The organism is Planococcus massiliensis (assembly GCF_000821325.1).
GTDB classification, from domain to species: Bacteria; Bacillota; Bacilli; order Bacillales_A; family Planococcaceae; genus Planococcus; species Planococcus ruber.
In genome coordinates, this window is record NZ_CCXS01000001.1 from 1510480 (window position 1) to 1533541 (window position 23062).

General features: G+C 45.5%; 22 protein-coding genes and 1 riboswitch. Of the genes, 21 read left to right on the forward strand and 1 reads right to left on the reverse strand.

Annotated elements, in window-relative coordinates; genetic code table 11:
* Positions 1-11: 11 nt before the first annotated feature.
* The 7 genes from resB (at position 12) to BN1080_RS07295 (ending at position 8255) form a co-directional block, all read left to right on the forward strand.
* Positions 12-1661 (forward strand): cytochrome c biogenesis protein ResB, encoded by a 1650-nt coding sequence (gene resB / locus BN1080_RS07265; RefSeq protein ID WP_052651370.1) that lies wholly within the window; start codon positions 12-14, stop codon positions 1659-1661.
* Positions 1658-2854, forward strand: coding sequence for a c-type cytochrome biogenesis protein CcsB (gene ccsB, locus BN1080_RS07270; RefSeq protein ID WP_052651371.1), 1197 nt, complete (start codon positions 1658-1660; stop codon positions 2852-2854). Before resB ends, ccsB begins: the two co-directional genes overlap by 4 nt.
* 145 nt (positions 2855-2999) lie before the next feature.
* The gene (locus BN1080_RS07275; protein WP_052651372.1) at positions 3000-3716 is read left to right on the forward strand and encodes a response regulator transcription factor; all 717 of its coding nucleotides are present in this window, start codon (positions 3000-3002) and stop codon (positions 3714-3716) included.
* Complete coding sequence (locus BN1080_RS07280; protein ID WP_052651373.1) at positions 3709-5490, forward strand: ATP-binding protein; 1782 nt, start codon at positions 3709-3711, stop codon at positions 5488-5490. The genes BN1080_RS07275 and BN1080_RS07280 overlap by 8 nt, the downstream gene beginning before the upstream one ends.
* Before the next feature lie 45 nt (positions 5491-5535).
* Positions 5536-6069, forward strand: coding sequence for an RNA polymerase sigma factor SigX (gene sigX, locus BN1080_RS07285; protein WP_052651374.1), 534 nt, complete (start codon positions 5536-5538; stop codon positions 6067-6069).
* Positions 6059-7261, forward strand: coding sequence for a hypothetical protein (locus BN1080_RS07290; RefSeq protein ID WP_052651375.1), 1203 nt, complete (start codon positions 6059-6061; stop codon positions 7259-7261). Before sigX ends, BN1080_RS07290 begins: the two co-directional genes overlap by 11 nt.
* A gap of 131 nt (positions 7262-7392) precedes the next feature.
* A riboswitch (FMN riboswitch) is annotated at positions 7393-7526 on the forward strand.
* Positions 7527-7673: 147 nt separating this feature from the next.
* Entirely contained in the window at positions 7674-8255 is a 582-nt protein-coding gene (locus BN1080_RS07295) for an ECF transporter S component (RefSeq protein ID WP_052651376.1), read from the forward strand.
* Between the two features lie 96 nt (positions 8256-8351).
* Here BN1080_RS07295 and BN1080_RS07300 read toward each other — a convergent pair whose 3' ends face one another.
* Complete coding sequence (locus tag BN1080_RS07300) at positions 8352-8603, reverse strand: ferredoxin (protein WP_052654464.1); 252 nt, start codon at positions 8601-8603, stop codon at positions 8352-8354.
* Positions 8604-8709: 106 nt separating this feature from the next.
* Here BN1080_RS07300 and BN1080_RS07305 point away from each other — a divergent pair, with 106 nt between their 5' ends.
* The 14 genes from BN1080_RS07305 to BN1080_RS07370 all read left to right on the forward strand — a co-directional run bounded on the left by BN1080_RS07305 (position 8710) and on the right by BN1080_RS07370 (position 22945).
* On the forward strand, positions 8710-9735 hold the full coding sequence (locus BN1080_RS07305) for a YpbB family protein (protein ID WP_052651377.1): 1026 nt from the start codon (positions 8710-8712) through the stop codon (positions 9733-9735).
* Positions 9732-11156 (forward strand): RecQ family ATP-dependent DNA helicase, encoded by a 1425-nt coding sequence (locus BN1080_RS07310; RefSeq protein ID WP_052651378.1) that lies wholly within the window; start codon positions 9732-9734, stop codon positions 11154-11156. Before BN1080_RS07305 ends, BN1080_RS07310 begins: the two co-directional genes overlap by 4 nt.
* Before the next feature lie 79 nt (positions 11157-11235).
* Positions 11236-12012, forward strand: coding sequence for a LysM peptidoglycan-binding domain-containing protein (locus tag BN1080_RS17580; protein WP_052651379.1), 777 nt, complete (start codon positions 11236-11238; stop codon positions 12010-12012).
* 71 nt (positions 12013-12083) lie between these two features.
* Positions 12084-12713 (forward strand): CBS domain-containing protein, encoded by a 630-nt coding sequence (locus BN1080_RS07320; protein WP_052651380.1) that lies wholly within the window; start codon positions 12084-12086, stop codon positions 12711-12713.
* Positions 12714-12790: 77 nt separating this feature from the next.
* A complete protein-coding gene (locus BN1080_RS07325) occupies positions 12791-13555 on the forward strand; it encodes a metallophosphoesterase (protein WP_052651381.1) in 765 nt (254 codons plus the stop codon).
* 18 nt (positions 13556-13573) lie between these two features.
* Positions 13574-14542: a YpdA family putative bacillithiol disulfide reductase gene (locus BN1080_RS07330; RefSeq protein WP_052651382.1), complete on the forward strand. Its 969-nt coding sequence runs from the start codon at positions 13574-13576 to the stop codon at positions 14540-14542.
* Positions 14543-14682: 140 nt separating this feature from the next.
* Entirely contained in the window at positions 14683-15651 is a 969-nt protein-coding gene (locus BN1080_RS07335; protein WP_052651383.1) for an asparaginase, read from the forward strand.
* A gap of 81 nt (positions 15652-15732) precedes the next feature.
* Positions 15733-16413 carry a glutamic-type intramembrane protease PrsW gene (gene prsW / locus BN1080_RS07340; RefSeq protein WP_052651384.1) on the forward strand — a complete coding sequence of 227 codons (681 nt, stop codon included), beginning with the start codon at positions 15733-15735 and terminating at the stop codon, positions 16411-16413.
* A 547-nt stretch (positions 16414-16960) separates the two neighbouring features.
* Entirely contained in the window at positions 16961-17635 is a 675-nt protein-coding gene (cmk, locus tag BN1080_RS07345) for a (d)CMP kinase (RefSeq protein ID WP_052651385.1), read from the forward strand.
* Position 17636: 1 nt separating this feature from the next.
* A complete protein-coding gene (locus BN1080_RS07350) occupies positions 17637-18227 on the forward strand; it encodes a lysophospholipid acyltransferase family protein (RefSeq protein WP_052651386.1) in 591 nt (196 codons plus the stop codon).
* Between the two features lie 68 nt (positions 18228-18295).
* Positions 18296-19441, forward strand: a complete 1146-nt coding sequence (rpsA, locus tag BN1080_RS07355; protein ID WP_052651387.1) for a 30S ribosomal protein S1 — start codon at positions 18296-18298, stop codon at positions 19439-19441.
* Between the two features lie 22 nt (positions 19442-19463).
* Entirely contained in the window at positions 19464-20498 is a 1035-nt protein-coding gene (gene fni / locus BN1080_RS07360; protein WP_324607153.1) for a type 2 isopentenyl-diphosphate Delta-isomerase, read from the forward strand.
* Positions 20499-20591: 93 nt separating this feature from the next.
* Complete coding sequence (gene der, locus BN1080_RS07365) at positions 20592-21902, forward strand: ribosome biogenesis GTPase Der (protein WP_052651389.1); 1311 nt, start codon at positions 20592-20594, stop codon at positions 21900-21902.
* 23 nt (positions 21903-21925) lie between these two features.
* On the forward strand, positions 21926-22945 hold the full coding sequence (locus BN1080_RS07370; protein ID WP_052651390.1) for an NAD(P)H-dependent glycerol-3-phosphate dehydrogenase: 1020 nt from the start codon (positions 21926-21928) through the stop codon (positions 22943-22945).
* The last annotated feature ends 117 nt before the right edge of the window (positions 22946-23062 follow it).

The window sequence follows — 23062 nt, forward strand, 5'->3', positions numbered from 1 at the left end:
GTTTTTTTCGGATGGAGAAAAAGCAGTGTCAATGCGGTCATCTAAATCCGCCTGGAACAGTATTGTGTGAAGTATGCGGACGTTCGTTGACTGAAAAAGAACAGAAAAGCAAGCTAGTAGATATGCGATACGAAGGAACAGCCAGAAGATCGCAAACGTATAACAAATCGATTATCGATAAAGTCTGGAACTTCTTTTCAAGCGTAAAAGTGGGAGTCAGTTTAATTGTCCTGTTGCTTGTGGCAGCAGCAATCGGAACCATCTTGCCCCAAAAAGCATATATTCCGGCTACCACAGCTGAAGAGATCAAAGCCTACTATGCTGATGTCTACGGAAGCGTTGGACGTGTCTATCATTTTCTCGGATTCCATGACATGTACAGCTCTTTCTGGTTTATCCTATTAGTCGGTTTGCTGGCTATTTCCTTGATTGTGGCCAGTTTGGACCGTTTTGTACCGCTCTACCGCTCATTGAAAAACCAGCGTGTGCTTCGGCATATCAGTTTCATGAACAAACAGCGGATTTTCGCAGACGGACCTGGTGCTGAAGACACCATGCAAAAAGCGGAAGAGAAGCTGAAAGAACTGAAATACAAGGTCACGACAGACAAAAACGGGCTATTGGCTGAAAAAGGCCGGTTTTCCAGATGGGGCCCTTATGTCAATCATATTGGATTAATTATTTTCCTTTTCGGGGTCATGCTGCGGATGATGCCGGGCTTTTATGTGGACGAAAGTCTTTGGCTTCGTGAAGGGGAAACAAGAGCCATTCCGGAAGCCCCGGGTTATTCTCTAGAAAACAAAGGGTTCCAAATGGAGACTTATACAGGAGAAGATGACGAAGCAGTCTTTAATGAAGCAATTGACCGTGTTGGGTCAGTAGCGAAAAATTATCAGACAGACATCGTTCTTTATCAGAAGCCTGAAGACAGTTTGCCAGGAGCCGCGGATCTTGAAAAAGTGAAGGAATCTTCCATCCGAGTCAACGAACCGTTGAAATTCGATGGATATGCTATTTATCAAATGGATTTTCGTTTGGATGAGCTGAAGGCTATGCGTTTTGAGTTGACGAACAAAGAGTCGGAAGAGTCGTTAGGCGAATTGACGATCGATTTGATCAACCCTGAAAAAACCTATGATTTAGGAAATGGGGCAGCCGTTAAATTGTTGGGCTATTATCCTGATTTTTCCGGTTTTGAAAACGGCGAACCTCAAACGGCTACGCCGCTGCCAAACAACCCAGGCTTTTTGGTGGAAATGACAACACCGGAGACACCGGACGGGGAAACCAGTTTCATTACCATCAAAAATACGGTGGAACCGTTTGGGGAAAACCAATATAAACTTGCTTTCCAAGCAGCGGAAACTCGTGATGTCTCCGGATTGACCATCCGCAAAGACCGCACTTTGCCAATTCTTGGTTTAGGCGGATTGATCTTTATGATCGGGGTTGCGCAAGGGATGTACTTTAACCACCGCCGTTTCTGGATTCAGCAAAAAGCGGATGGCGAGATCATTTTAGCCGGCCATACCAATAAAAACTGGTTTGGCTTGAAGAAAGATCTTGACCAAGTAACGGAATATGCATCGCTTCCTGCATATGTAGACCAGCAGGAAGAAATCGAGAAAGCAGAGAAACTGGAAAGTGAGGAACAATCATGAGTTTAACTGATTTAAGCGGAAATCTGCTATACGTTGCCTTTTTTGCCTATTTAATTGGGGCAATTGTATTCGGAGGAGCCGTAAAAGGAAATAAAGAAAGAACCAGTGAAGGTTCTTTTAAGTCCGAAAGCCGATGGGGCAATATTGCATTTGCCATCACGATTCTTGGCTTTCTCGCCAACTTAGGGTATTTCTTTACCCGCTGGGGCGCGACTGGACATGCGCCACTCAGCAATATGTTCGAATTTACGACAGCATTTGGCATGACACTTGTAGCGGGATTCATCGTCATTTATGCGATTTATAAAACGCCGATTGTCGGAATGGTGGTTTTGCCGGTTGCCTTATTGATCATCGCATTTGCGAGCATGTTCCCGAGTGAAGTCAGCCCATTGATTCCGGCGCTTCAGTCAAACTGGCTCGCGATCCACGTAAGCACGGTTGTGTTGGCTGAAGGAGTGCTCGCCATCAGTGCCGCTGCCGGATTGATCTACTTGTTGAAAGTAGTAGATTTGAACAAAAAATCCAAACAGCGCTTCTGGCTGGAAGCCATTATGTATTCGTTGATTCTTGTCATCGGATTTGTCGTAGCCAGCTCTTATTTCTCATTGACAGGCTATGAATCCGAATTTGCATATGTGGATAAAGAAGGCAAAAATGCCGAAATTACGTACCACATGCCCGCTATTTTTGGTATGCACCAGTACGAACAGCTTAATGAAGACAAGATGACGCCGCTCATGGAAACACCTGCAGTAGTCAACGCCGGCAAATTGACAACGGTAATGTGGTCATTAATTGTCGGAACCATCATTTACTGGTTGATCCGTTTGATTGCGCGCAGAAGAATTGCAGCGATCTTTAAACCGTTTGTCAAAAATGTAAACCTGCAGCTAATGGATGAAATCGGCTACCGGGCCGTCATTATCGGCTTCCCGCTCTTCTCATTAGGCGCATTGATCTTCGCCATGATCTGGGCGCAAATCGCCTGGTCCCGTTTCTGGGGCTGGGACCCGAAAGAAGTATGGGCGCTTGTCACTTGGCTGTTCTATGCAGCTTATCTCCACCTCCGCCTCGGAAAAGGCTGGCACGGAGAGAAGTCGGCATGGCTGGGCGTGGTCGGTTTTGCGATTATCATGTTCAACTTGGTAGCGGTCAACTTGATCATTGCCGGTTTGCATTCTTACGCATAATGGAGAAATGCGAAAGCAGCCATTTAGTTTCGCTGCTTTCGCTAAATGATGAAAAGCCTTTTCCCATCGGAAAAGGCTTTTTATTTATTTTTACAAATGTTGACGGTACAATGAAGACGAAGAGACAAAAGTTGGAGGGGTTACGATGTCAGAAGAGATTACGATTTTGGTAGTAGATGACGAAGAAAGAATCCGAAGATTATTGAAAATGTACTTAGAGCGTGAAGGCTATATAGTAGAAGAAGCTGAAAACGGTGTGCAGGCACTGGAAATGGCTATAGAAAAAGATTATCACTGCATCTTGCTGGATTTAATGATGCCGGAAAAAGACGGCATTGAAGTCAGTACGGAATTGCGTGAGAAAAAAATGACTCCGATCATCATGTTGACAGCCAAAGGGGAAGAGGCGAACCGGGTGGAAGGGTTTGAATCGGGTGCAGATGATTATATCGTCAAGCCTTTTAGTCCGCGTGAAGTAGTGCTGCGGGTGAAAGCGATACTTCGCCGATCTTCCGCGTATTCATCTATTGCCAATTCATCCGTTTCGAAAGATTTGGTCGTCTTCCCTCATTTAACGATCGACCACGATGCCCACCGAGTCACAGCCGATAATGTGGAAGTGAATCTGACTCCGAAAGAATATGAATTGCTTTATTTCCTGGCAAAATCACCGGATAAAGTATTCGACCGTGAACATTTGCTGAAGGAAGTTTGGCATTACGATTTCTTTGGAGATCTGCGGACCGTCGATACCCATGTCAAGCGGTTAAGAGAAAAATTAAACCGGGTCTCTGAATCTGCAGCGAAAATGATTGTCACGGTTTGGGGCGTCGGCTATAAATTCGAGGTAAACAATGAATAGAATATGGAATAGTGTTGTCGGGAAGCTGTGGATCACCATACTGCTTCTCGTTTCATTTGTGCTGTTTATTGTAACGGTGCTGCTGCTTGAATTTCTGGGGAATTACCACAGCGAAGCAGTGGAAGAAACTTTGAACAAAGAAGCGGCTACCATAGCCAGGATTTTTAATGACCACGGGAACTTGAATATCTCGCTGACGGTCATCGAAGATATCCTGGGTCCAGAAACGAATGCCGTCATCGCGGAAGTGCCTTTTGAAAGTTCCTATTATATCCATGACGGCAAAAATGGGGATGAAACAAGAGAGAAAATCCTGAATGAGCCTGCATTCCAAAAAGTTTTTGAAACGGATGAAACCGTCATGAAGGAAATGCTCTTGCCTTCGCTGACTGAAGAAAAACGGATGGAGTCCTTTATTGTATTGGCGAGTCCGCTTCAAACAGGGGATCAAGTCCACGGTACGGTCTTTATCTATCAATCGCTGGAAGTGATGGACCGAACAGCGAGCCGCACCACGAATATTGTTTTTCTTTCCGCATTTATTGCCTTTATCTTAACGACAGTTTTTGCTTTTTTTCTATCTTCCAGAATCACGTCCCCTTTGCGGAAAATGCGTGAAGGTGCGTTTGAACTTGCGAAAGGGAATTTTGATACAAAAGTCGAAGCTGCATCTCGGGATGAAATCGGCCAATTGGCAACCGCCTTCAACCAGATGGGCCAACAGTTAAAGCATCATCTGGAAGTGATCGGGCAAGAGAAAGAGCAATTGTCGAGTATTTTAACTTCGATGGCGGATGCGGTCATCACGTTTAACCAGGACCGGACGATTCTGCTAAGCAATCCGCCGGCAGAGAAATTATTGCAGCAATGGCTCTTTAAAAATGGCCCTGAAAAAGGGCAGCCGCTTCCCGCAGAGCTTCTCCATATGCTTGAGCATGTCCTCGATTTCGAAGAAGAAATCGAAGAGGAACTGGAAATCAAAGGCGCTTATTACGGCGTTTCTTTCAGCCCGCTTTACAGCGGCAACTCGATCCGGGGTGCCGTTGCCGTTTTGCACAATATGACGGAGCAGCACCGGCTGGAAAAGCTGAGAGAAGATTTTATCGCCAATGTCTCCCATGAATTGCGTACGCCGATTGCCATGCTGCAAGGCTATAGCGAAGCCATCTTGGATGATGTCGGAGCTTCTGAGGAAGACCGCCGCGAAATGACGAAAATCATTTACGAAGAATCCCAGCGGATGGGCCGGCTGGTGACAGACCTTTTAAATCTGGCTCGGATGGAATCCGGCCATATGCGCTTGTATAAAGACTTGGTCCAATTAAATGGGATTGTGGAAAGAATGACGATGAAGTTTTCTCAAGTGGCAAAAGAAAACGGCATCCGCTTATCGTTTGAAACGGAGATGGATGATTGGGCTGCCGCCGAGCTTGATGAAGACCGCATTGAACAGGTCATGACGAATTTGATCGACAATGCGATGCGCCATACGCCAGAAGGCGGAGAAGTCATGGTGAAAGTCGAACAAGAGCAGGGATATGCCAAAATTTCCGTCAATGATACCGGGGTCGGAATTCCTGAAGAAGACCTTCAATATGTCTTTGAACGGTTTTACAAAGCCGATAAAGCGCGGACACTAGGAAAAGGCGGAACCGGCCTCGGATTGGCGATTGCCAGCAACATCATTGACTCCCACGGGGGCAAGATTTACGCAGAGAGCAAAGTAGGCGAAGGCACTTCCTTCATTTTCTTGTTGCCTTTGAAAAAGATGTAACTTTGCGGGTCTGAAAAACGACGAATCTAAGAACGGGGGGAGCATATGAATGACTCCGTTTTCCATCGGCTTTACGATGAGTATCACCAGGACGTCTTTCAGTTTCTAATATACTTAGTGAAAAACCGGCATCTGTCGGAAGACTTGATGCATGAAGTCTATATACGCGTGTTTAAAGCATACGACCGGTTTGAAGGGAAGAGCTCTGAAAAAACGTGGCTTTTTTCCATTGCGAAAAATGTCGCAATTGATCATTTCCGAAAAACAGCGGTGCGCCAAAAGCATTCGATGGATTATTTTGACTGGGAGACCCAGCAACTGGTTTCTTCTGAGAAAATACCGGAAGAAGTTTCGTTATTGAATGAAGACAAAATTCTGCTCTATAAAACGCTGGATTTGTGTACAGGTGATCAAAAAATGGTCATCATCATGCGCTTTTTCCAAGATTTATCGATCGCTGAAACAGCAGAAGTCCTTGGATGGACCGAAGGGAAAGTAAAGACGACGCAACACCGTGCAATTAAGTCGCTACGTGAAAAATTATCCTCTATGGAAGGGGGAGAAGCGCATGCCGAATAAGCAATGGGACGACGACCAGATTGAAAGTATGCTGAGAGAGTTCCCAAAAATTAAGGATGAACGGCCTAAGGAAGAAGTGTACATGCGGCTAAACGAAAAAAAACCTGTGAAAACAAAAACGAAACGTTGGCTGCCATTATTGGTGGCGGCTTTGGCCTTTATCACAGTCGGTGTTTTAATCGCATCTATTATCAGCCAAAATGGCATGGACTCCGCGTCCGATTCCAGCGGTTCGGAAAGTTCCAAAGACGAAGCGGCTACTTCAGACACGAGTCGACTGAATGATCAGGCCTCGCCGGAAGCGGAAAGTTCAAATGACGCTAATTCAATTGAAAGTTTCGGGACCGAAGAAAGTGCCGCATCTGCCGGAATCCAGGCAGTATACGAAGAGGATTTGGCGGGCAACACGCTGTTCACTATGGGATTAACCGAAAATGCCTTCGTCATCCCGGTTTCTTTCTTAATTCCGGATGCTCAGATTGCCCGTGATTTTTCTCAGGAAAACCCGACATCCGTTGATTTATACAATCGCTATGCGGGCCAATTGAATGAGCAGGCTTTCGGATTCGAAGAATACCATCCTATGCTTGGCAGGATTTCCGCAAACGGCAGCATTGCAGAACATATGCTGCCGGAGGACCATCAATACGATTTGGCTTCGGCAAGCATTGAAGTCTATACCAGAATCCTTAAGGAAACGTTTAAAGACATGGATGAAATCGTAGTGGCCGATGAACAGGGAAATCGGGCTGAATTCAGTCAGGTAGGGATCCTTGAACCGGTTAAACCGGCTCCGGAAAAGCATGCCTTTTATTCTTACACAACTGCAGGCGGCGACACGTATTCAGTACCGGATTACGGAATGGACTATGAATCTGCTCCTGAAGCACTGTTCGCAATGAAAAATTCGCCCAATGATTTTCTCGAAAATCCAATTTTGCAAGAGCTGGAATTTGAAGTTTTGGAGAAAGAAGAATCAGTGGCGGTTACTTTTTCTGAGCCATTGGATTTAAACGGCTTTGATGAACAAGCCGTTCGTCAAATGATTGAGAATGTTTCATTGACGGCGAAATCGTTTGGAAAACCGGTCGTATTCTCCGGAATGGAGCAAACCGAATGGCAAGAATTTAATTTGCAGGAACCGCTTCCTGTGCCGGTAGCTCCTAACCAGCTTCAGTGGCCCTTGAATTAAGTCTGGATTGCTTTGAAAATGGGGGCAGCGGACAAAAATAAAAAGAAAATATAATTATTAGGCATAATGTGAAGCATTTCTGTTTACATTATGCCTTTTTTCTACTAATATTAGGACATAACAAAATATCGATTCATCTTCGGGGCAGGGTGCAATTCCCTACCGGCGGTAATTGGACTGCAGTCCTTAAGCCCGCGAGCCGTAAAAAGCAGGATTTGGTGAGATTCCAAAGCCGACAGTATAGTCTGGATGGGAGAAGGTGAAGGTGCGGACGTGTATCGTTTACATATAAACGGAACGCTATTTTAAGTGTGCCTTTTCTCCCTTAAGTGATTTTTTGCTTAAGGGATTTTATATGGAGCAGCATGGTCCAAGCCTTTCTTCTGGTGAATCACGACAAGGAGAGAGGAATATGAAGAACAAAAAATTACAATCCATGATTGTAATCGGAATGTTGAGCAGCATCTCATTTATTTTAATGCTCTTTAACTTCCCATTGCCGGCATTGCCAGCATTTTTAAAAGTGGATTTCAGTGATGTGCCTGCGTTAATCGCCGCCATTACAATGGGGCCGGTGGCCGGTGTCCTAGTAGCATTCTTTAAAAACGTATTGGACTGGCTATTTGCAGGAAGCCCGACTGGAGTGCCGGTAGGGCATTTAGCGAACTTTGCGACAAGCCTCTTGTTTATCACGCCAGTTTACGTGATCTATCGCAGAATCGCTTCTAAAAAAGGCATGATCCTCGGTTTAACTGCCGGAACATTATCGATGGCAATCGGGATGAGCGTCTTGAATTACTTGGTGTTCTTGCCGATGTACACTTATTTCTTAAATATGCCGGCTGAAACAGGCAGTGCGTTGTTTGGCACAATCGTTCTTGGCATCCTGCCGTTCAATCTGATTAAAGGAATTGCACTTGCTGCTGTGGTCTTATTGATCTTCAATAGCATGTATTCCTGGATTGAAAAACAGCGGCTTTATTATCAATCATAAATGACCAAAGCGGCGAAGGGAGACCTTCGCCGCTTTTTTATTTTGGCATCAAAAAACGCATGCCAGGCGGAAAGCCGAGCATGCGCATATGGTAAATTAATCTTCGTATTTTAACGGATTGCCTTCAAACGGAGCATCTGCAACTTTGATGGAGTCAGTCGGGCAGCCTTCGAATGCATCTTCCATGTCTTCTTCCAATTCGTCTGGAACTTGCTCAGTCCCCATGTTATCATCTAGGATAACAAATGCAATTCCTTCGTCGTCGTAGTCATAGATATCAGGTGCAGCAGCTCCGCAAGCGCCGCAAGCGATACAAGTATCCTTATCGACAATGGTATACTTAGCCATAATCATTTTCCTCTCCTTTATCTCCGAACAAGTTCAGTTATACTATCGTATTCATTCTAAAGAAGTTTGTTGAGATTTTCAACCAATAAAGCTAGGGGGACCGCTCTTGTTATTTGATGAACTCGTCATCACCATCATGAAAAGCATAAATCTGGAGCGGACATTGTCGGCTCCTTATCACATCATCAAAGGGAAAAAATCCGGCCAGACCATCCAGGATATCGGGTATTATCATTTGCATCCTTATTTTGCGCTGATGCCGAAATTGGAAAAAAAGGTCTACGATCAGACGGTTAGAAGCTTGATCGACCAAAAATACATACGCTTCAATGAAGATGTCATAGATTTGACGGAGCAAGCGTTGGCGATGCCCATACCTTCCTCAAACTTAAACGGCTGGAAATACAGGGGAAATGAAATGATATTTTTCAATCGCCTGTCTTTAGTGGTTCAAACCCTATCCCATACGAGCCAATCGGTCAATAAATTCGATCCGATCGATAATTCCGATGACATTCAGGCATGGGTAAAAAGATATTTAAAGGCCATCCAGTTTCGGAAGTTGGCTTCAGTCGCAAAATTCAAGTCGGAAATTCTGGATAGTCTGCTAGCTGTGGCGTTAAGCGATGACCATAAAACTGCGCTGATGCAGCGTCTAAGCGGTTTTGGGCGGAGTGGGATGACGTGGGAGCAAATAGCGGATGTTCAAGGGATACAGGTCTTGGATGCCCAATTGCGTGTGATTGAAGCCTTGCATGCCTGGCTGGAAGTGATAGAAGAAAAACGCTATCCCTTATTACATGCGATGACAGAAAATATCGTCGAATTATCTTCATTGACAGAATCCACCCGAAGAACAGAAAAACTTTTCAAAGAAGGATATTCATTGGCTGAAATCTCTTCAATCCGGCACTTAAAATCCAGTACGATTGAAGACCATTTCGTCGAACTTGCCATGAACGATCCCCTATTTGATTATTCGGCATTCCTCAGTCCTGAATTGTACGGCGAAATCATAAAAATCAGCCAAGCCGAGCAGACGAAACGATTGCGGAACATCAAAGACAAAGTTCCGGCGGCCAGTTATTTCCAAATCCGCCTCGCATTGGCCATAAGGGAGGACGCGCAATGAAACTGGAGGAATTGCTCCATCAAACTTACGGATTTACATCTTTTCGGCCTGGCCAAAAAGAAATCATTGAACAAGTAATAGCGGGAAGAGATGTAATCGCTTTGCTGCCTACCGGCATGGGCAAGTCAATGTGCTATCAATTGCCGGCTTATGTGCTGCCTGGCAGTGTGCTGATCGTGTCGCCGCTTCTGTCCCTTATGCAGGACCAGGTCGCGCAGTTGAAGAAAATGGGCGAAAAATCCGTGGTGGCGCTCAATTCATTTTTGAAGCGTGAAGACAAAGAGAAAATTTGGCAGACGCTGAACCAATACCGGTTTATTTTCATTTCGCCGGAAATGCTCGTACAGCCTTTTGTCAAAAAGCAATTGGAGCAGATGACGATTTCACTATTAGTAGCTGATGAAGCGCATTGCATTTCTCAATGGGGCTTCGATTTCCGTCCGGATTATTTGCGGATTTCTGAAATTCTGCCCGCATTAGGCCATCCGCAAATTTTGGCATTAACCGCCACAGCTACAGCCAAAGTCACGAACGAAATAAAAACGTATTTAAAAATCAGCGACCCGTTTATCTATACCCATCCGATGGACCGGAAAAATATCGCCTATGATATCAAGCGTTTTGAAAATACGGGAGAAAAGCTTCAATGGCTCCAGGAGTTTGTGCGGAAGTTTGAAGGGCCGGGCATCATCTATGCCGGAACGCGAAAAAAATCGCAGAAACTCGCTGCTCTTTTGAACGAATCCGGGATTTCAGCTGCCTATTATCACGGGGGCATGGAGCACCAGGACCGGATATTTGTCCAGCAGCAATTTCAAAATAAGGAATTGGAGTGGGTCTGTTCAACAAATGCATTCGGCATGGGCGTCCACATCCCGGATATTCGCCACGTCATCCATTATCAATTGCCGACTTCGATCGAAGGTTACGTACAGGAAGTCGGAAGGGCGGGACGCGATGGCAAGCCGGCACTGGCTACTCTTTTGCTGGCGCCAGGCGACGAAAGCCTGATGGAAAGCATCGTCCTGGAGGACCTTCCGACAAAAAATGAAATCTATCAAGTCCACCAGTCGCATGACCCGAAACGGTTAATCAGCGATGGAATTGTGCGTGAGACGGCTTACCGGGTCATTGACTATTGGCTAAAACAATTATCTGTTGAAGAGACATACAAACAAATAGAGATGCTTCAACAGGAAAAAGTGAAACAAGCCGGAAAAATAAAAAAACTCGTAACCATTACTTCCTGTATACGTCAATATCTTATAGAGAGCTTTGACCAGGAAATGGATCAAAAACCGGAGAGCTGCTGTGTGAACGACTGGATCGATTATGAGGTTTTCGAGCTGCGCAATGAGACGGGTAAAAAGCGGGATCTGCTGAGTTGGCAAAATCGGCTAAATGCACTATTGCCATTATGACAAACTATGGAAGCCTCGTTTACAAACTGGATATTTTTCGGCATAATAAAGATATTAGTTAAGATAGGGGTAATCTACTATGGGAAAACAGAATTATCGTGAATCAGTTGAAAAAGACCGACAGGAAATTGCCGTAGAACGAAGTGCCGCTCCGTCAAGAAGAGCGCAGCGGAATGCAGTAAAAGAAAAACCGAAGAAAACCAAGAACATGTTATTGCCGGCTTTATTTTTCATTTTCATTTTAATCCCTGTTACCATTCTGTTTTATGTGGCCTTCTTATTTGAACCCGATGATACCTTGCCGACAGATGAAACTGCGAACGAAGTAAGTGTGGAATCAGGATCGGCTTCGCCGGATGTGGCTGTGATTCCTGGTGAAGAAGAAGAACAGGATGAAACTGCGGCCGATGAACAGGCGGAAAAAGAAGCAGCAGCGAAAGCGCAGGCTGAAAAAGAAGCGGCAGCGAAAGCCCAGGCTGAAAAAGAGGCGGCAGCAAAGGCACAAGCTGAAAAAGAGGCGACAGCGAAAGCCCAGGCTGAAAAAGAGGCAGCAGCGAAAGCGCAAGCTGAAAAAGAAGCAGCGGCAAGAGCACAAGCTGAAAAAGAGGCAGCAGCAAGAGCACAGACCGAAAAAGAAGCGGCGGCAAAAGCACAAGCTGAAAAAGAAGCAGCTCAAAAGCAAACCCCTCCGGCATCCGGAAAAACCCACACAGTCCAAGCAGGCGAAACGCTTTACCGCATAGCTGTGAATACGTATGGAGCAGCTGGAGCCAGCGCGGGAGTAGAAAAGATCAAACAGGCGAATGGATTGCCTTCGAACGAAATCAGCGTAGGCCAGACTTTAGTCTTGCCTTAATAAAGGAAATCCAGCGGTGCACGTCGAAATACAGTTAAGAGTGTCAAGAATCTAAAGTAGAGGTGAACTGCATGTTTGTGAAAAGTGTCATGGTCAAAAGAGAAAAATGCATTACAGTGACAATGGATGATTCCATTGAAAAAGGGATGGATCTACTCGAAAAGCATACAATAGATGCACTTCCGGTCATTGATGGAGTAGAATATAAAGGAATCTTTACGTGGTACCATGCGTACCGCGCTTATTTCCACTCAGGCAAGACGAAAGAAGAATTTATGAAGACGGCTCAAGTCCGCGACGTCGTCGTTAATCAAAATGTATTTTTAGGGATAGACGATGTGTACGAAAAAGCGATTCTTGAATTGAATGACTTTCCGATTATTGCGGTAGTTGAAAAATCAGAATTTCTCGGAATCGTTACACGGTATGATGTGATGAATCAGCTGCAAAGCGCATTCGGCATGAACAAAGAAGGTGTCCGCATCACGTTTACGTCTGTTGAGTCAGAAGGAAGAATCGGGCGTCTCGGTGAAATCATTGAAAAACATAAAGAGTCGGTCATCTCCTTGGTGACATTTGACGAAACGGACAAGTTGGTCCGCCGGATCGTCTTGAAAGTACGCAAAAAAGACAACGTCGATAAATTTAGAAAAGAGTTGGAGAAATCCGGATTCCGGGTGCTCGACGTATCAGAAGACTGAACTCATTAAATAATAGTCGAAGAGGCGGAAGCAGAGCTTTGCTTGTGCCTCTTTATTGATTGGAAAGGATTCTTTAATTGAAACTGATTCTGAAATTCGGGTTGGCGGCTATCGGGCTGCTTCTTTTTATGTTCAGGAATGCCCACGTCCATACGTTAAAACGCCAAACCCTTCACCTAGAAGCCATACAGCCGTTTAAACCATTTAAAATGGTATTTATATCAGATATTCACCATCGGGTCCTTCCGGAAAATCTGATTGACTTTCCGGTCGATTTTATTGTCATCGGTGGCGATATAGCTGAAAAAGGTGTACCTTTAAGAAAAGTGGAACATAATTTAAAGGTGTTAAGCGCTGTTGCGCCGGTATATTTCATCTGGGGCAACAATGACCGGGAAGTGGATGAGATGGAGTTGAGGCGCCTATTTTCCCGGTACGGCGTCCATTTGCTTGAAAATGCCTCGATTGAACTTTTCGGAAATAGCCGCCTTAAATTAGTAGGTTTGGATTATTTCGCTTTCAGGGAAAACCCGTTGGATACGGCGTTTGCTGGCGTAGCTGCTGATGACACAGTCATTTTTGTTTCGCACACGCCTTTCATTTTTCCGCGTGTGATGGAACATTATCCGGTTGACTTTGTGCTCGCGGGCCATACTCATGGAGGCCAGATCCGAATCGGGAAGTGGGGGCTTTATAAAAAAGGGAGCCTTACAGAAGAAAATGGGGTTTACCGGCTTGTCAGCAACGGCTACGGCACGACCCATCTGCCGCTGCGTTTAGGCGCAGAAGCTGAATATCATGTATTGACCATTAAACCAAAAGAAAGCACCAAATTGATTTAAATCTGGGAGATGTTAGATGTGGAAACGAAAGATGTTGTAATTATTGGTGGAGGTCCTTGCGGGCTCGCTGCAGCTATTGCGATACAAAAAATCGGATTGGATCCGGTGGTCATTGAAAAGGGCAATATTGTCAATGCCATTTATCATTATCCGACCCACCAGACTTTTTTTAGTTCCAGCGAAAAACTTTCAATCGGCGATATTCCGTTTATCACGGAAGACCGAAAAGCGAAGCGGAACCAGGCGTTGGTGTACTACCGGGAAGTTGTGAAGCGGAGCGGCATCGACGTCCGGCCGTTTGAGAAAGTGCTCGGTGTCACGAAAGAAGATTTCTTTAAAGTGGAGACGACAAAAGGCCGGTACGAAGCGAAATATGTGATTGCGGCTACCGGCTACTACGACCAACCGAATCAGCTTGATGTAGAAGGGGCAGAATTGCCGAAAGTGATGCATTATTTCAAAGAAGGCCATCCGTATTTTGACCAAAACGTGCTGGTGATCGGGGGCAAAAACTCTGCCGTTGACGCGGCGCTTGAACTGCATAAAGCGGGCAGCCATGTTACGGTGTCTTATCACGGGACCAGTTACTCGAAAAGCATCAAGCCTTGGATCTTGCCTGAATTCGATAGTTTAGTACGCAAAGGCGAAATTACGATGCTATTTGATTCGATTGTGGACCGAATCTCAGAAACGGAAGTCGAGCTTACAGTAAACGACCAAAAAGAAGTGATTCCAAACGACTTCGTTTTTGCGATGATCGGCTATCATCCGGATCATGAATTTTTGACGAAACTCGGTATTACAATTGACGGGGCAACGGGCCGCCCGGAAATCAACGAAGAAACATTTGAAACCGGCGTGGCAGATCTCTATATCGCGGGTGTCATTGCAGCTGGCAATAATGCCAATGAAATCTTCATTGAAAACGGGCGATTCCACGGCGATCAGATTGCCGAGTCCATTGCGAGAAAAGAAAACCTCATTTAAAACTTTCTTTGCTACTTAAATTTAGGATGAGCTTTAAGGTTCTGGAATTATCCAGAACCTTTTTCTATTTATTTCATGAAGAAAGCCTTTTTTGGCATCTGGAATAGTGTAAAATATAGGGGGGAAAGGGTGTATATACGATGAATAAAAAAGTTTCTTTGATTACTACAGGGGGAACAATCGCGAGTAAGGAAATTTCGAAAGGGTTGTTGAAGTCCGGTGCGATTTCCGGAAGGGAATTGGCAGCATTGTGCCAATTGCCGGAAGAAATCGAAGTAAAAGTGATCGATGTTTTCCAATTGCCGAGCATGCATATCGGCTTCGAGGAAATGAAAATAATTAAACAAGCGATCGATAAAGAAATGCAGGACGAAAGCGTCGATGGCATTGTGGTGACCCACGGTACGGATACGCTGGAAGAGACTTCTTACTTTTTGGATTTGACAGTGGATGATGACCGTTCGGTAGTCGTTACGGGTTCGCAGCGTTCACCGGATGACGTCGGAACAGATGTCTATTCGAATCTGCGGAATTCCATTTATGTGTCAGTGGATGAAACTTTGCGCGGCGTCGGAACGGTAGTCGTCTTCAATGAACGGATCTATTCTGCGAAATACGTGAAGAAAGTCCACTCGAGCAACCTTCAAGGTTTTGACTCTTTTGGCCACGGCTATTTGGGGATTATCGATAATGATGTGGTGAGTGTTTATCAAAAGCCGATTTCACGGGAAGTCCATTCGTTAAACGGCGATCTTCCGAAAGTGGATATTGTGAAATGCTATTCCGGACAAGACGGCCGTCTGGTTGATTTATTGGTAGAAAGCGGTTCTAAAGGGATTGTCTTAGAAGCAGCAGGCAGAGGCCAGGTTTCGCCGCATATGGTCGAGGCTATCGAACGCGCCGTGAAAAATGGCGTAACAATCGTGTTAACGACGAGCGCTGAGGAAGGGAATGCGTATCCGAGCTATGGCTATCCGGGCAGCGCGCACGATTTGCTGCTGAAAGGCGTTCTTTTGGGAAGCGATTACGACAGCAAAAAAGCAAGAATTAAACTAGCGGTCATGTTGTCGGAGAAGAAAGAAATCGATGTCAATAGCTTTACTTATTGAATTTTAAAGACAATAGATTCGGCTAAAATTTTCCAGTGAATCGTGTTATACTAAAGAGACTCTAAGCAAAGGAGCAGGCGTATGATCATTTTACTCACAGTTGCAATTGCTCCCAGTTTAGCCTTGTTTAGTTATTTTTATCTTCGCGATCAATTTTCCAGTGAACCTTCCCGGCTCTTGCTGAATTGCTTTATTTACGGGGCGGTCTTAACTTTTCCAATCATGTTTATCCAATACGTTTTCCAGACTGAAGGCGTTTTTACCCATTTGTTTGCTCAAAATGTTCTTTTTGCAAGTACTGTAGAAGAGTTTTTTAAATGGCTGGTATTGATTATCGCAGTTTATCGGCATATTGATTTTGAAGACCCATATGACGGAATTCTTTACGGGGCAAGTGTGTCTCTTGGGTTCGCGACGGTTGAAAATGTGCTCTACCTATTGGAATTCGGACTACAGACAGCTTTTATCCGGGCTTTCCTTCCGGTTTCAAGCCATGCGCTATTTGGAGTAGTAATGGGTTATTATTTAGGAAGAGCAAAATTTACAAATTCTAATGATGGCCGCAAATGGCTTTTCTGGAGTTTATTGGCTTCATTGGTGCTCCACATTCTTTATAATTCGATCTTGTATTCAAATACAAGTTGGTCGTATGGAGTCATTCCGTTCATGCTGTTCCTATGGTGGTTCGGCCTTCGGAAAGTCAAACAAGCGCATCAATTGTCATTGACCCATTACCACGACCATACGTCGCTGCATCCTTAACAATGGATGCAGCGATTTTTTATTTTTAGGTGAGTTGGTTTAGCACGCGAGTGGCTTCGGCGCCTTCGCTTTTTATCTCTCCAGACTCAGGGCGCCTAGCACCTCGAGACGCTTCAGCCTTTCAGCAAATGGCAAAAAGCGCCATTCACTGAAAGCCCTCCAGCGCTTGTCGGTGCTGGATAGGCGCCTTCGCTTTTCTTGTCTAGCTCCAGCGCCCAGATTCTCTAGGTCATAAGCCAATTCCTCTGTGCGGCTGAAGAGACGCCGCTTCGAGCAATTGTCTAATGCTCGTCGAGGGCCCGCACGAAGCGGGTCAGCTAACCGTTGCGACAGGAAGTCGCGCTCCTAGGTTAGCTTCCGATAAAGGGAACTTGCGCTTTTCATCTGTCCAGACTCAGGGCGCCTAGCACCTCGAGACGCTTCGGCCTTTCAGCAAATGGCAAAAAGCGCCATTCACTGAAAGCCCTCCAGCGCTTGTCGGTGCTGGATAGGCGCCTTCGCTTTTCTGTGTTAAAATAAATCGAATACATATGATGAGGTGACTGTTTTGGCTAAACCGATACAAATTGCGATCGACGGACCTGCAGCGGCAGGGAAAAGTACGATTGCTAAAATTGTGGCAGAGAAATTAGGGTATATATATATTGATACGGGAGCGATGTACCGTGCGATTACGCTGAAAGCGATCAATCAAGGGATTGATCTTTCGAGCAATGAAGAGGCGGGGGCTTTGCTTTTAGAAACGGCAATTGATCTTCAGCCTTCAACGAACGGACAGCTAGTATTTTTAGATCGAAAAAATGTGACGGAAGAAATCCGGACACAAGTTGTGACACAAGCCGTATCGCAGATGTCTGCACACGGGCTTGTACGTGAGCGCATGGTTGAGTTGCAACAGCAATTGGCTGAAGGGCGCGGTGTCGTAATGGACGGCCGTGATATCGGCACACACGTGCTGCCAAATGCTCCGCTGAAAATCTTCATGTCAGCAAGTGTAGAAGAACGTGCAGCGAGAAGATTCAAGGAAAACAAAACGCGCGGAATCGAAACGCCGCTTCATGAGCTTCAGGCTGAAATTGCCAAACGCGATAAAATGGACAGCGAACGTGACGTGGCGCCTTTGAAAAAAGCGGAAGATGCTATTTTCTTGGATACTACCACGTTAACGATTCAAGAAGCGGCTTCAGAAATATTGAAACTGGCTGAAGAAAGGTTGAGTTAAAGTGAACTTATATGCATTTGGTAAAGCATTGGTTAAAACAGCATTAACTCCTCTGTACCGATTTGAAGTGATCGGTGCTGAAAAATTCCCTAAAGAAGGTGGAATCCTGCTTTGCTCGAATCATATTCATGCACTGGATCCGCCGGTCGTTGGCATGACAGCTCCACGAACTGTCCATTTCATGGCTAAGGAAGAATTATTTAAGCTGCCGGTGCTCGGCGGCATTTTGCCGAAAGTGAATGCTTTTCCTGTGAAGCGCGGAATGAGCGACCGGGAAGCGATGCGGACAGCATTAAAAGTGCTGAAAAGCGGAGAAGTGGTCGGCCTTTTTCCGGAAGGCACCCGATCAACTGACGGAGTTTTGAAAAAAGGTTTGAGCGGGGCGGGTTTCTTTGCCTTGAGAGGCGAGGCGGACGTGATGCCGTGTGCGATTATCGGCCCCTATAAAATGTTTAGAAAAGTGAAAGTGGTCTACGGTGATCCGATTCAAATGGCTCCATTTCGGGAGAGAAAAGCTTCTGCTGATGAAGTGACCGAAGTGATTATGGCAAGCATCCAAGATATTCTGAATGAATACAGTAAAAATAAGTGATTATTTTTGTTTTTATTAGAGAATTCGAATAAAATAGGAAGTGGATAGTTTGTGAAGGAGGGCTACTTATGTCTGAGGAAATGAATATGATGGAAAACAGTGATTTCCAAGTCGGAAGTCATGTAAAAGGGATAGTTGCTAAAATCGAAGAAAAAGCAGTAACCGTGACAATCGAAGGAGCACCTTTTGATGGGGTTATACCGATTAGCGAATTGTCGAGCCTCCACATTGAAAAAGCATCAGATTCAGTACAAGTAGGTGATGAACTGGAATTGGTCATCACAAAAGTCGAAGATGAGAACTTCGTATTGTCCAAGCGCAAAGTCGATGCCGAACAGGCGTGGGACGACTTGGAGAAAAAGTTCGAATCCGGCGAAATCATCGAATCGGAAGTGAAGGATGTCGTAAAAGGCGGATTGGTCGTGGATCTTGGCGTCCGCGGATTTGTGCCAGCTTCACTGGTTGAAGATTATTTCGTTGAGTCCTTCGAGGACTATAAAGGAAAAGTCATGACTTTTAAAATTGTTGAAATGGAGAAGGAAAATAACCGTTTGATCCTTTCCCACCGCGCGGTAGTAGAGTCTGAAAAGGAATCCCAAAAAGTTGAAGTGATGGAAACCATCCATGCTGGGGATGTACTGACTGGCAAAGTCCAGCGCATCGCTTCATTCGGCGCTTTTGTGGACATCGGAGGAGTAGATGGCCTTGTCCATATCTCTCAATTGTCGCACGAGCATGTCGAAAAAGTTTCTGATGTTGTAACAGAAGGCCAAGAAGTGCAAGTAAAAGTGCTTTCTGTTGACCGTGACTCAGAACGGATTTCATTATCAATTAAAGACACGCTTCCTGGACCGTGGGATTCGATTGAAGACAAAGCTCCGAAAGGTTCTGTCCATGACGGCAAAGTGAAGCGTCTGGTGAGTTATGGAGCATTCGTAGAAGTATTGCCAGGGGTAGAAGGCCTTGTCCATATTTCTCAAATTGCCCATAAGCACATCGGAACGCCGCATGAAGTGCTGTCTGAAGGCCAGGAAGTCCAAGTGAAAGTCCTTGATGTCAATAAAGAGGATAAACGCCTATCTCTTAGCATCAAGGAACTCCAGGAAAAAGAGCGGGAACAGGATTTTTCCAATTACGAAATGCCTGAGGAGTCAAGCGGGTTCTCTATCAGTGATGTGATCGGCGACAAATTAAAAGGATTTAAATCTGAATAATATGTCGAGGGCTGAAAGAAAGATGGACCATATTCAATTTGCACTGTCCACTGGCCAAAGCAGCAAGACGATGTTCGAAGATATTCGCTTCGTCCATTCAGCTTTGCCTGGGATCGGTCTGTCGGATGTCAGCATTCATATGGAAACAGGTGATTTGCAATTTGAATCACCTGTTTTTATTAATGCCATGACAGGCGGCGGCGGCAGTGAAACTGCAAATTTAAACGGCATGCTTGCAAAGGCTGCAAAAGAAACGGGTTTGGCGATGGCAGTCGGCTCGCAAATGGCTGCTTTAAAAGACCCAAGCGAGAGGGCAAGCTATGAAATTGTCCGCAAAGAAAACCCTTCAGGCTTTATCATGGGCAATTTAGGGAGTGAAGCGAGCCTCCAACAAGCGCAGGAAGCGATTGAAATGCTCGAGGCAAATGCACTTCAAATCCATTTGAATGTAATTCAGGAATTGACCATGCCAGAAGGTGATCGGGATTTTAAAGGTGCATTGGAACGTATCGGCCTGATTGCTGAATCCGTGGAAGTGCCGATCATCATCAAAGAAACCGGATTTGGCATTTCTAAAGAAACAGCCGAATTGTTAACTGCCACACAAATCTCAGCGATTGATGTCAGCGGCTTCGGCGGAACGAATTTTGCTTCGATTGAAAATGAGCGGCGCCAGCGCAAATTATCGTATTTTCAGGATTGGGGCGTACCAACGGCAGCAGCGATTGTGGAAGCAAAATCGGCCTTTTCGAAAACGATATTGGCATCGGGCGGCATCCGCAATGCCCAAGAGATGGTCAAGGCTTTTGCGCTTGGCGCATCCGCTGCGGGTCTGGCCGGATCTTTTCTGAAGACGGCCTACCTTAAAGGGGAAGCCAGTCTAATAGAAGAAATTCAACTGCTGCTGGAAGACCTTAGAATGATGATGACCGCTTTAGGGGCGAAAAAGTTGAGTGATCTGGAGAAATGTCCACTAATTATTTCAGGAGAACTTTATCATTACCTTGAAGTTCGGGGATTGGATCCCAAATCTTTTGCAAGGCGGATGAAAAACTGAATATTACACCTTTTAAGGTGATGGACATTTACAAGATGCCATCACCTTTTTCGTGTATAATAGGCATATCAGAAGTGGAAGGATGAACTAATTATGTCAAAACCGGTAGTAGCAATCGTTGGCCGGCCGAACGTCGGGAAATCGACAATCTTTAATCGGATTGTCGGGGAACGCGTATCTATAGTGGAAGATATTCCAGGCGTAACACGCGACCGCATCTATAGTTCGGCAGATTGGCTGACACATGAATTCAATATCATCGATACAGGCGGAATCGACCTGCGGGACGAACCGTTTTTGGAGCAGATCCGCCAGCAAGCGGAAATCGCAATGGATGAGGCGGATGTCATCATCTTCCTCGTGAACGGCCGCGATGGCGTCACGGTCCAAGATGAACAAGTGGCTAAAATTTTATACCGCACGAAGAAGCCAGTCATTTTGGCTGTCAATAAAATCGACAATCCTGATATGCGCCACATGATTTATGATTTTTACACATTGGGAGCAGGCGAACCATTCCCGATTTCCGGTTCACATGGACTTGGGCTTGGGGACTTGCTGGATGAAGTGGCGAAAAACTTCCCGAAAGAAGATGAAGAGGACTATCCGGAAGATGTGATTAAATTCTCATTGATCGGACGTCCGAACGTCGGGAAATCATCGCTCGTCAACGCATTTTTAGGAGAAGAGCGGGTCATCGTCAGCGATGTCGCGGGAACAACGCGTGACGCTGTGGATACACAGTATACGTATGAAGACCAGCCGTATGTCATCATTGATACAGCGGGAATGCGCAAAAAAGGGAAAGTCTACGAAACAACAGAGAAATACAGTGTGCTTCGCGCGCTGCGGGCAATTGAACGCTCCGACGTTGTTTTGGTCGTATTAAATGCCGAAGAAGGCATCCAGGAGCAAGACAAGAAAATTGCCGGCTATGCGCATGAAGCAGGAAAAGCGATTGTCATCATTGTCAACAAATGGGATGCGATTGAAAAAGACGAAAAAACGATGAATGTTATGACACGCAAAATCCGTGAACATTTCCTATTCTTGGATTATGCACCGATCATGTTTGTCTCAGCAATCAGCGGAAAACGCGTCCATAATATTTTGGAAGTCGTCAACAAAGTCAATGACAACCACTCACGCCGCATCCAATCAAGCATTTTGAATGAAGTCATCGAAGATGCAGTGGCTATGAACCCGGCACCTTCTGACAAAGGCCGACGCTTGCGCCTTTATTATGCAACGCAAGTGGCGATCCAGCCGCCGACATTTGTCGTGTTTGTCAATGAACCTGAATTGATGCACTTCAGCTATGAACGTTTCCTGCAAAACCGGATCCGTGAAAGTTTTGATTTCGAAGGAACACCGCTCCGGCTGATTACACGTGCTCGGACATAATTGTTTAAAGGTGGTGCGATAAGATGGAAAAAGTATCTGTATATGGTGCGGGAAGCTGGGGAACCGCGTTAAGTTTTGTCCTTGCGCAAAATGGCCATGACGTCCTGCTTTGGACCCATCGTGCCGAGCAAGCAGATGAAATCAATGAACATTCGAATGAGAAGTATTTAAAAGGGATCGAACTGCCGGAACGGTTAAAGGCAACGAGCGACTTGGCAGAAACTGTCCGCCATTCAAAAGTTTTAGTCTTGGCAGTTCCTACAAAAGCAATCAGAGAAGTTTGCGCAAAAATTAAAGAAAATTTAACCGAAAAGGTTTTATTTGTCCATGTCTCAAAAGGCATTGAACCCGATTCGTTAAAACGCATCAGCGAAATGATCCGTGAAGAAATTCCGGAACAGTGGGTGGAAGATGTGGTGGTTCTGTCAGGCCCAAGCCATGCAGAAGAAGTAGTGCTTGAACATCCGACAACCGTAACCGCAGCCTGCGAAAATACGGCGTCCGCTGAATTTGTGCAAGATCTGTTTATGAACCAATACTTCCGCGTCTATACGAATACCGACGTCATCGGCGTTGAAATCGGCGGAGCTTTGAAGAACATCATTGCTCTTGCTGTTGGAATAACGGACGGCCTAGGGTACGGCGATAACGCCAAAGCCGCTTTAATGACCCGCGGCCTTGCTGAAATCGCACGCCTTGGAGTGAAGATGGGAGCTACCCCTTTGACGTTCTCCGGACTATCCGGCGTCGGCGATTTGATCGTGACCTGTACGAGCCCCCATTCCCGGAACTGGAGGGCCGGCAATATGCTCGGCAAAGGCAAGACCATTGAAGAAGTCTTGGAAGAGATGGGCATGGTGGTAGAAGGGATCCGGACCACGAAGGCGGCGTTTCAGCTGGCAAAAGCCTACGACGTCCCGATGCCGATCACTGCGGCTCTCTATGCCGTGCTGTTTGAAGAAGAGTCGACCAATGAAGCTGCTGAAAAACTTATGGGCAGAATGAAAAAGAATGAGATGGAAGATTTAATCAACTTGCTGTAAGAAGTAAAAAAGAAGAGCTGCCAGTTTGCGGACTCTTCTTTTTTTGTTGCAAAGCATTTGCAGCATAGAGAAATAAGCAGGGGTTATTGGCTGTGGAAATTGTCCCAAGCCCGTCAA

Excerpts from the sequence above, each read along its gene's own strand:
- resB (WP_052651370.1), top strand. The coding sequence starts at position 12 with ATGGAGAAAAAGCAGTGTCAATGCGGTCATCTAAATCCGCCTGGAACA.
- ccsB (WP_052651371.1), top strand. The coding sequence starts at position 1,658 with ATGAGTTTAACTGATTTAAGCGGAAATCTGCTATACGTTGCCTTTTTT.
- BN1080_RS07275 (WP_052651372.1), top strand. The coding sequence starts at position 3,000 with ATGTCAGAAGAGATTACGATTTTGGTAGTAGATGACGAAGAAAGAATC.
- BN1080_RS07280 (WP_052651373.1), top strand. The coding sequence starts at position 3,709 with ATGAATAGAATATGGAATAGTGTTGTCGGGAAGCTGTGGATCACCATA.
- sigX (WP_052651374.1), top strand. The coding sequence starts at position 5,536 with ATGAATGACTCCGTTTTCCATCGGCTTTACGATGAGTATCACCAGGAC.
- BN1080_RS07290 (WP_052651375.1), top strand. The coding sequence starts at position 6,059 with ATGCCGAATAAGCAATGGGACGACGACCAGATTGAAAGTATGCTGAGA.
- BN1080_RS07295 (WP_052651376.1), top strand. The coding sequence starts at position 7,674 with ATGAAGAACAAAAAATTACAATCCATGATTGTAATCGGAATGTTGAGC.
- BN1080_RS07300 (WP_052654464.1), bottom strand. The coding sequence starts at position 8,603 with ATGGCTAAGTATACCATTGTCGATAAGGATACTTGTATCGCTTGCGGC.
- BN1080_RS07310 (WP_052651378.1), top strand. The coding sequence starts at position 9,732 with ATGAAACTGGAGGAATTGCTCCATCAAACTTACGGATTTACATCTTTT.
- BN1080_RS17580 (WP_052651379.1), top strand. The coding sequence starts at position 11,236 with ATGGGAAAACAGAATTATCGTGAATCAGTTGAAAAAGACCGACAGGAA.
- BN1080_RS07320 (WP_052651380.1), top strand. The coding sequence starts at position 12,084 with ATGTTTGTGAAAAGTGTCATGGTCAAAAGAGAAAAATGCATTACAGTG.
- BN1080_RS07335 (WP_052651383.1), top strand. The coding sequence starts at position 14,683 with ATGAATAAAAAAGTTTCTTTGATTACTACAGGGGGAACAATCGCGAGT.
- prsW (WP_052651384.1), top strand. The coding sequence starts at position 15,733 with ATGATCATTTTACTCACAGTTGCAATTGCTCCCAGTTTAGCCTTGTTT.
- rpsA (WP_052651387.1), top strand. The coding sequence starts at position 18,296 with ATGTCTGAGGAAATGAATATGATGGAAAACAGTGATTTCCAAGTCGGA.
- fni (WP_324607153.1), top strand. The coding sequence starts at position 19,464 with ATGGACCATATTCAATTTGCACTGTCCACTGGCCAAAGCAGCAAGACG.
- der (WP_052651389.1), top strand. The coding sequence starts at position 20,592 with ATGTCAAAACCGGTAGTAGCAATCGTTGGCCGGCCGAACGTCGGGAAA.
- BN1080_RS07370 (WP_052651390.1), top strand. The coding sequence starts at position 21,926 with ATGGAAAAAGTATCTGTATATGGTGCGGGAAGCTGGGGAACCGCGTTA.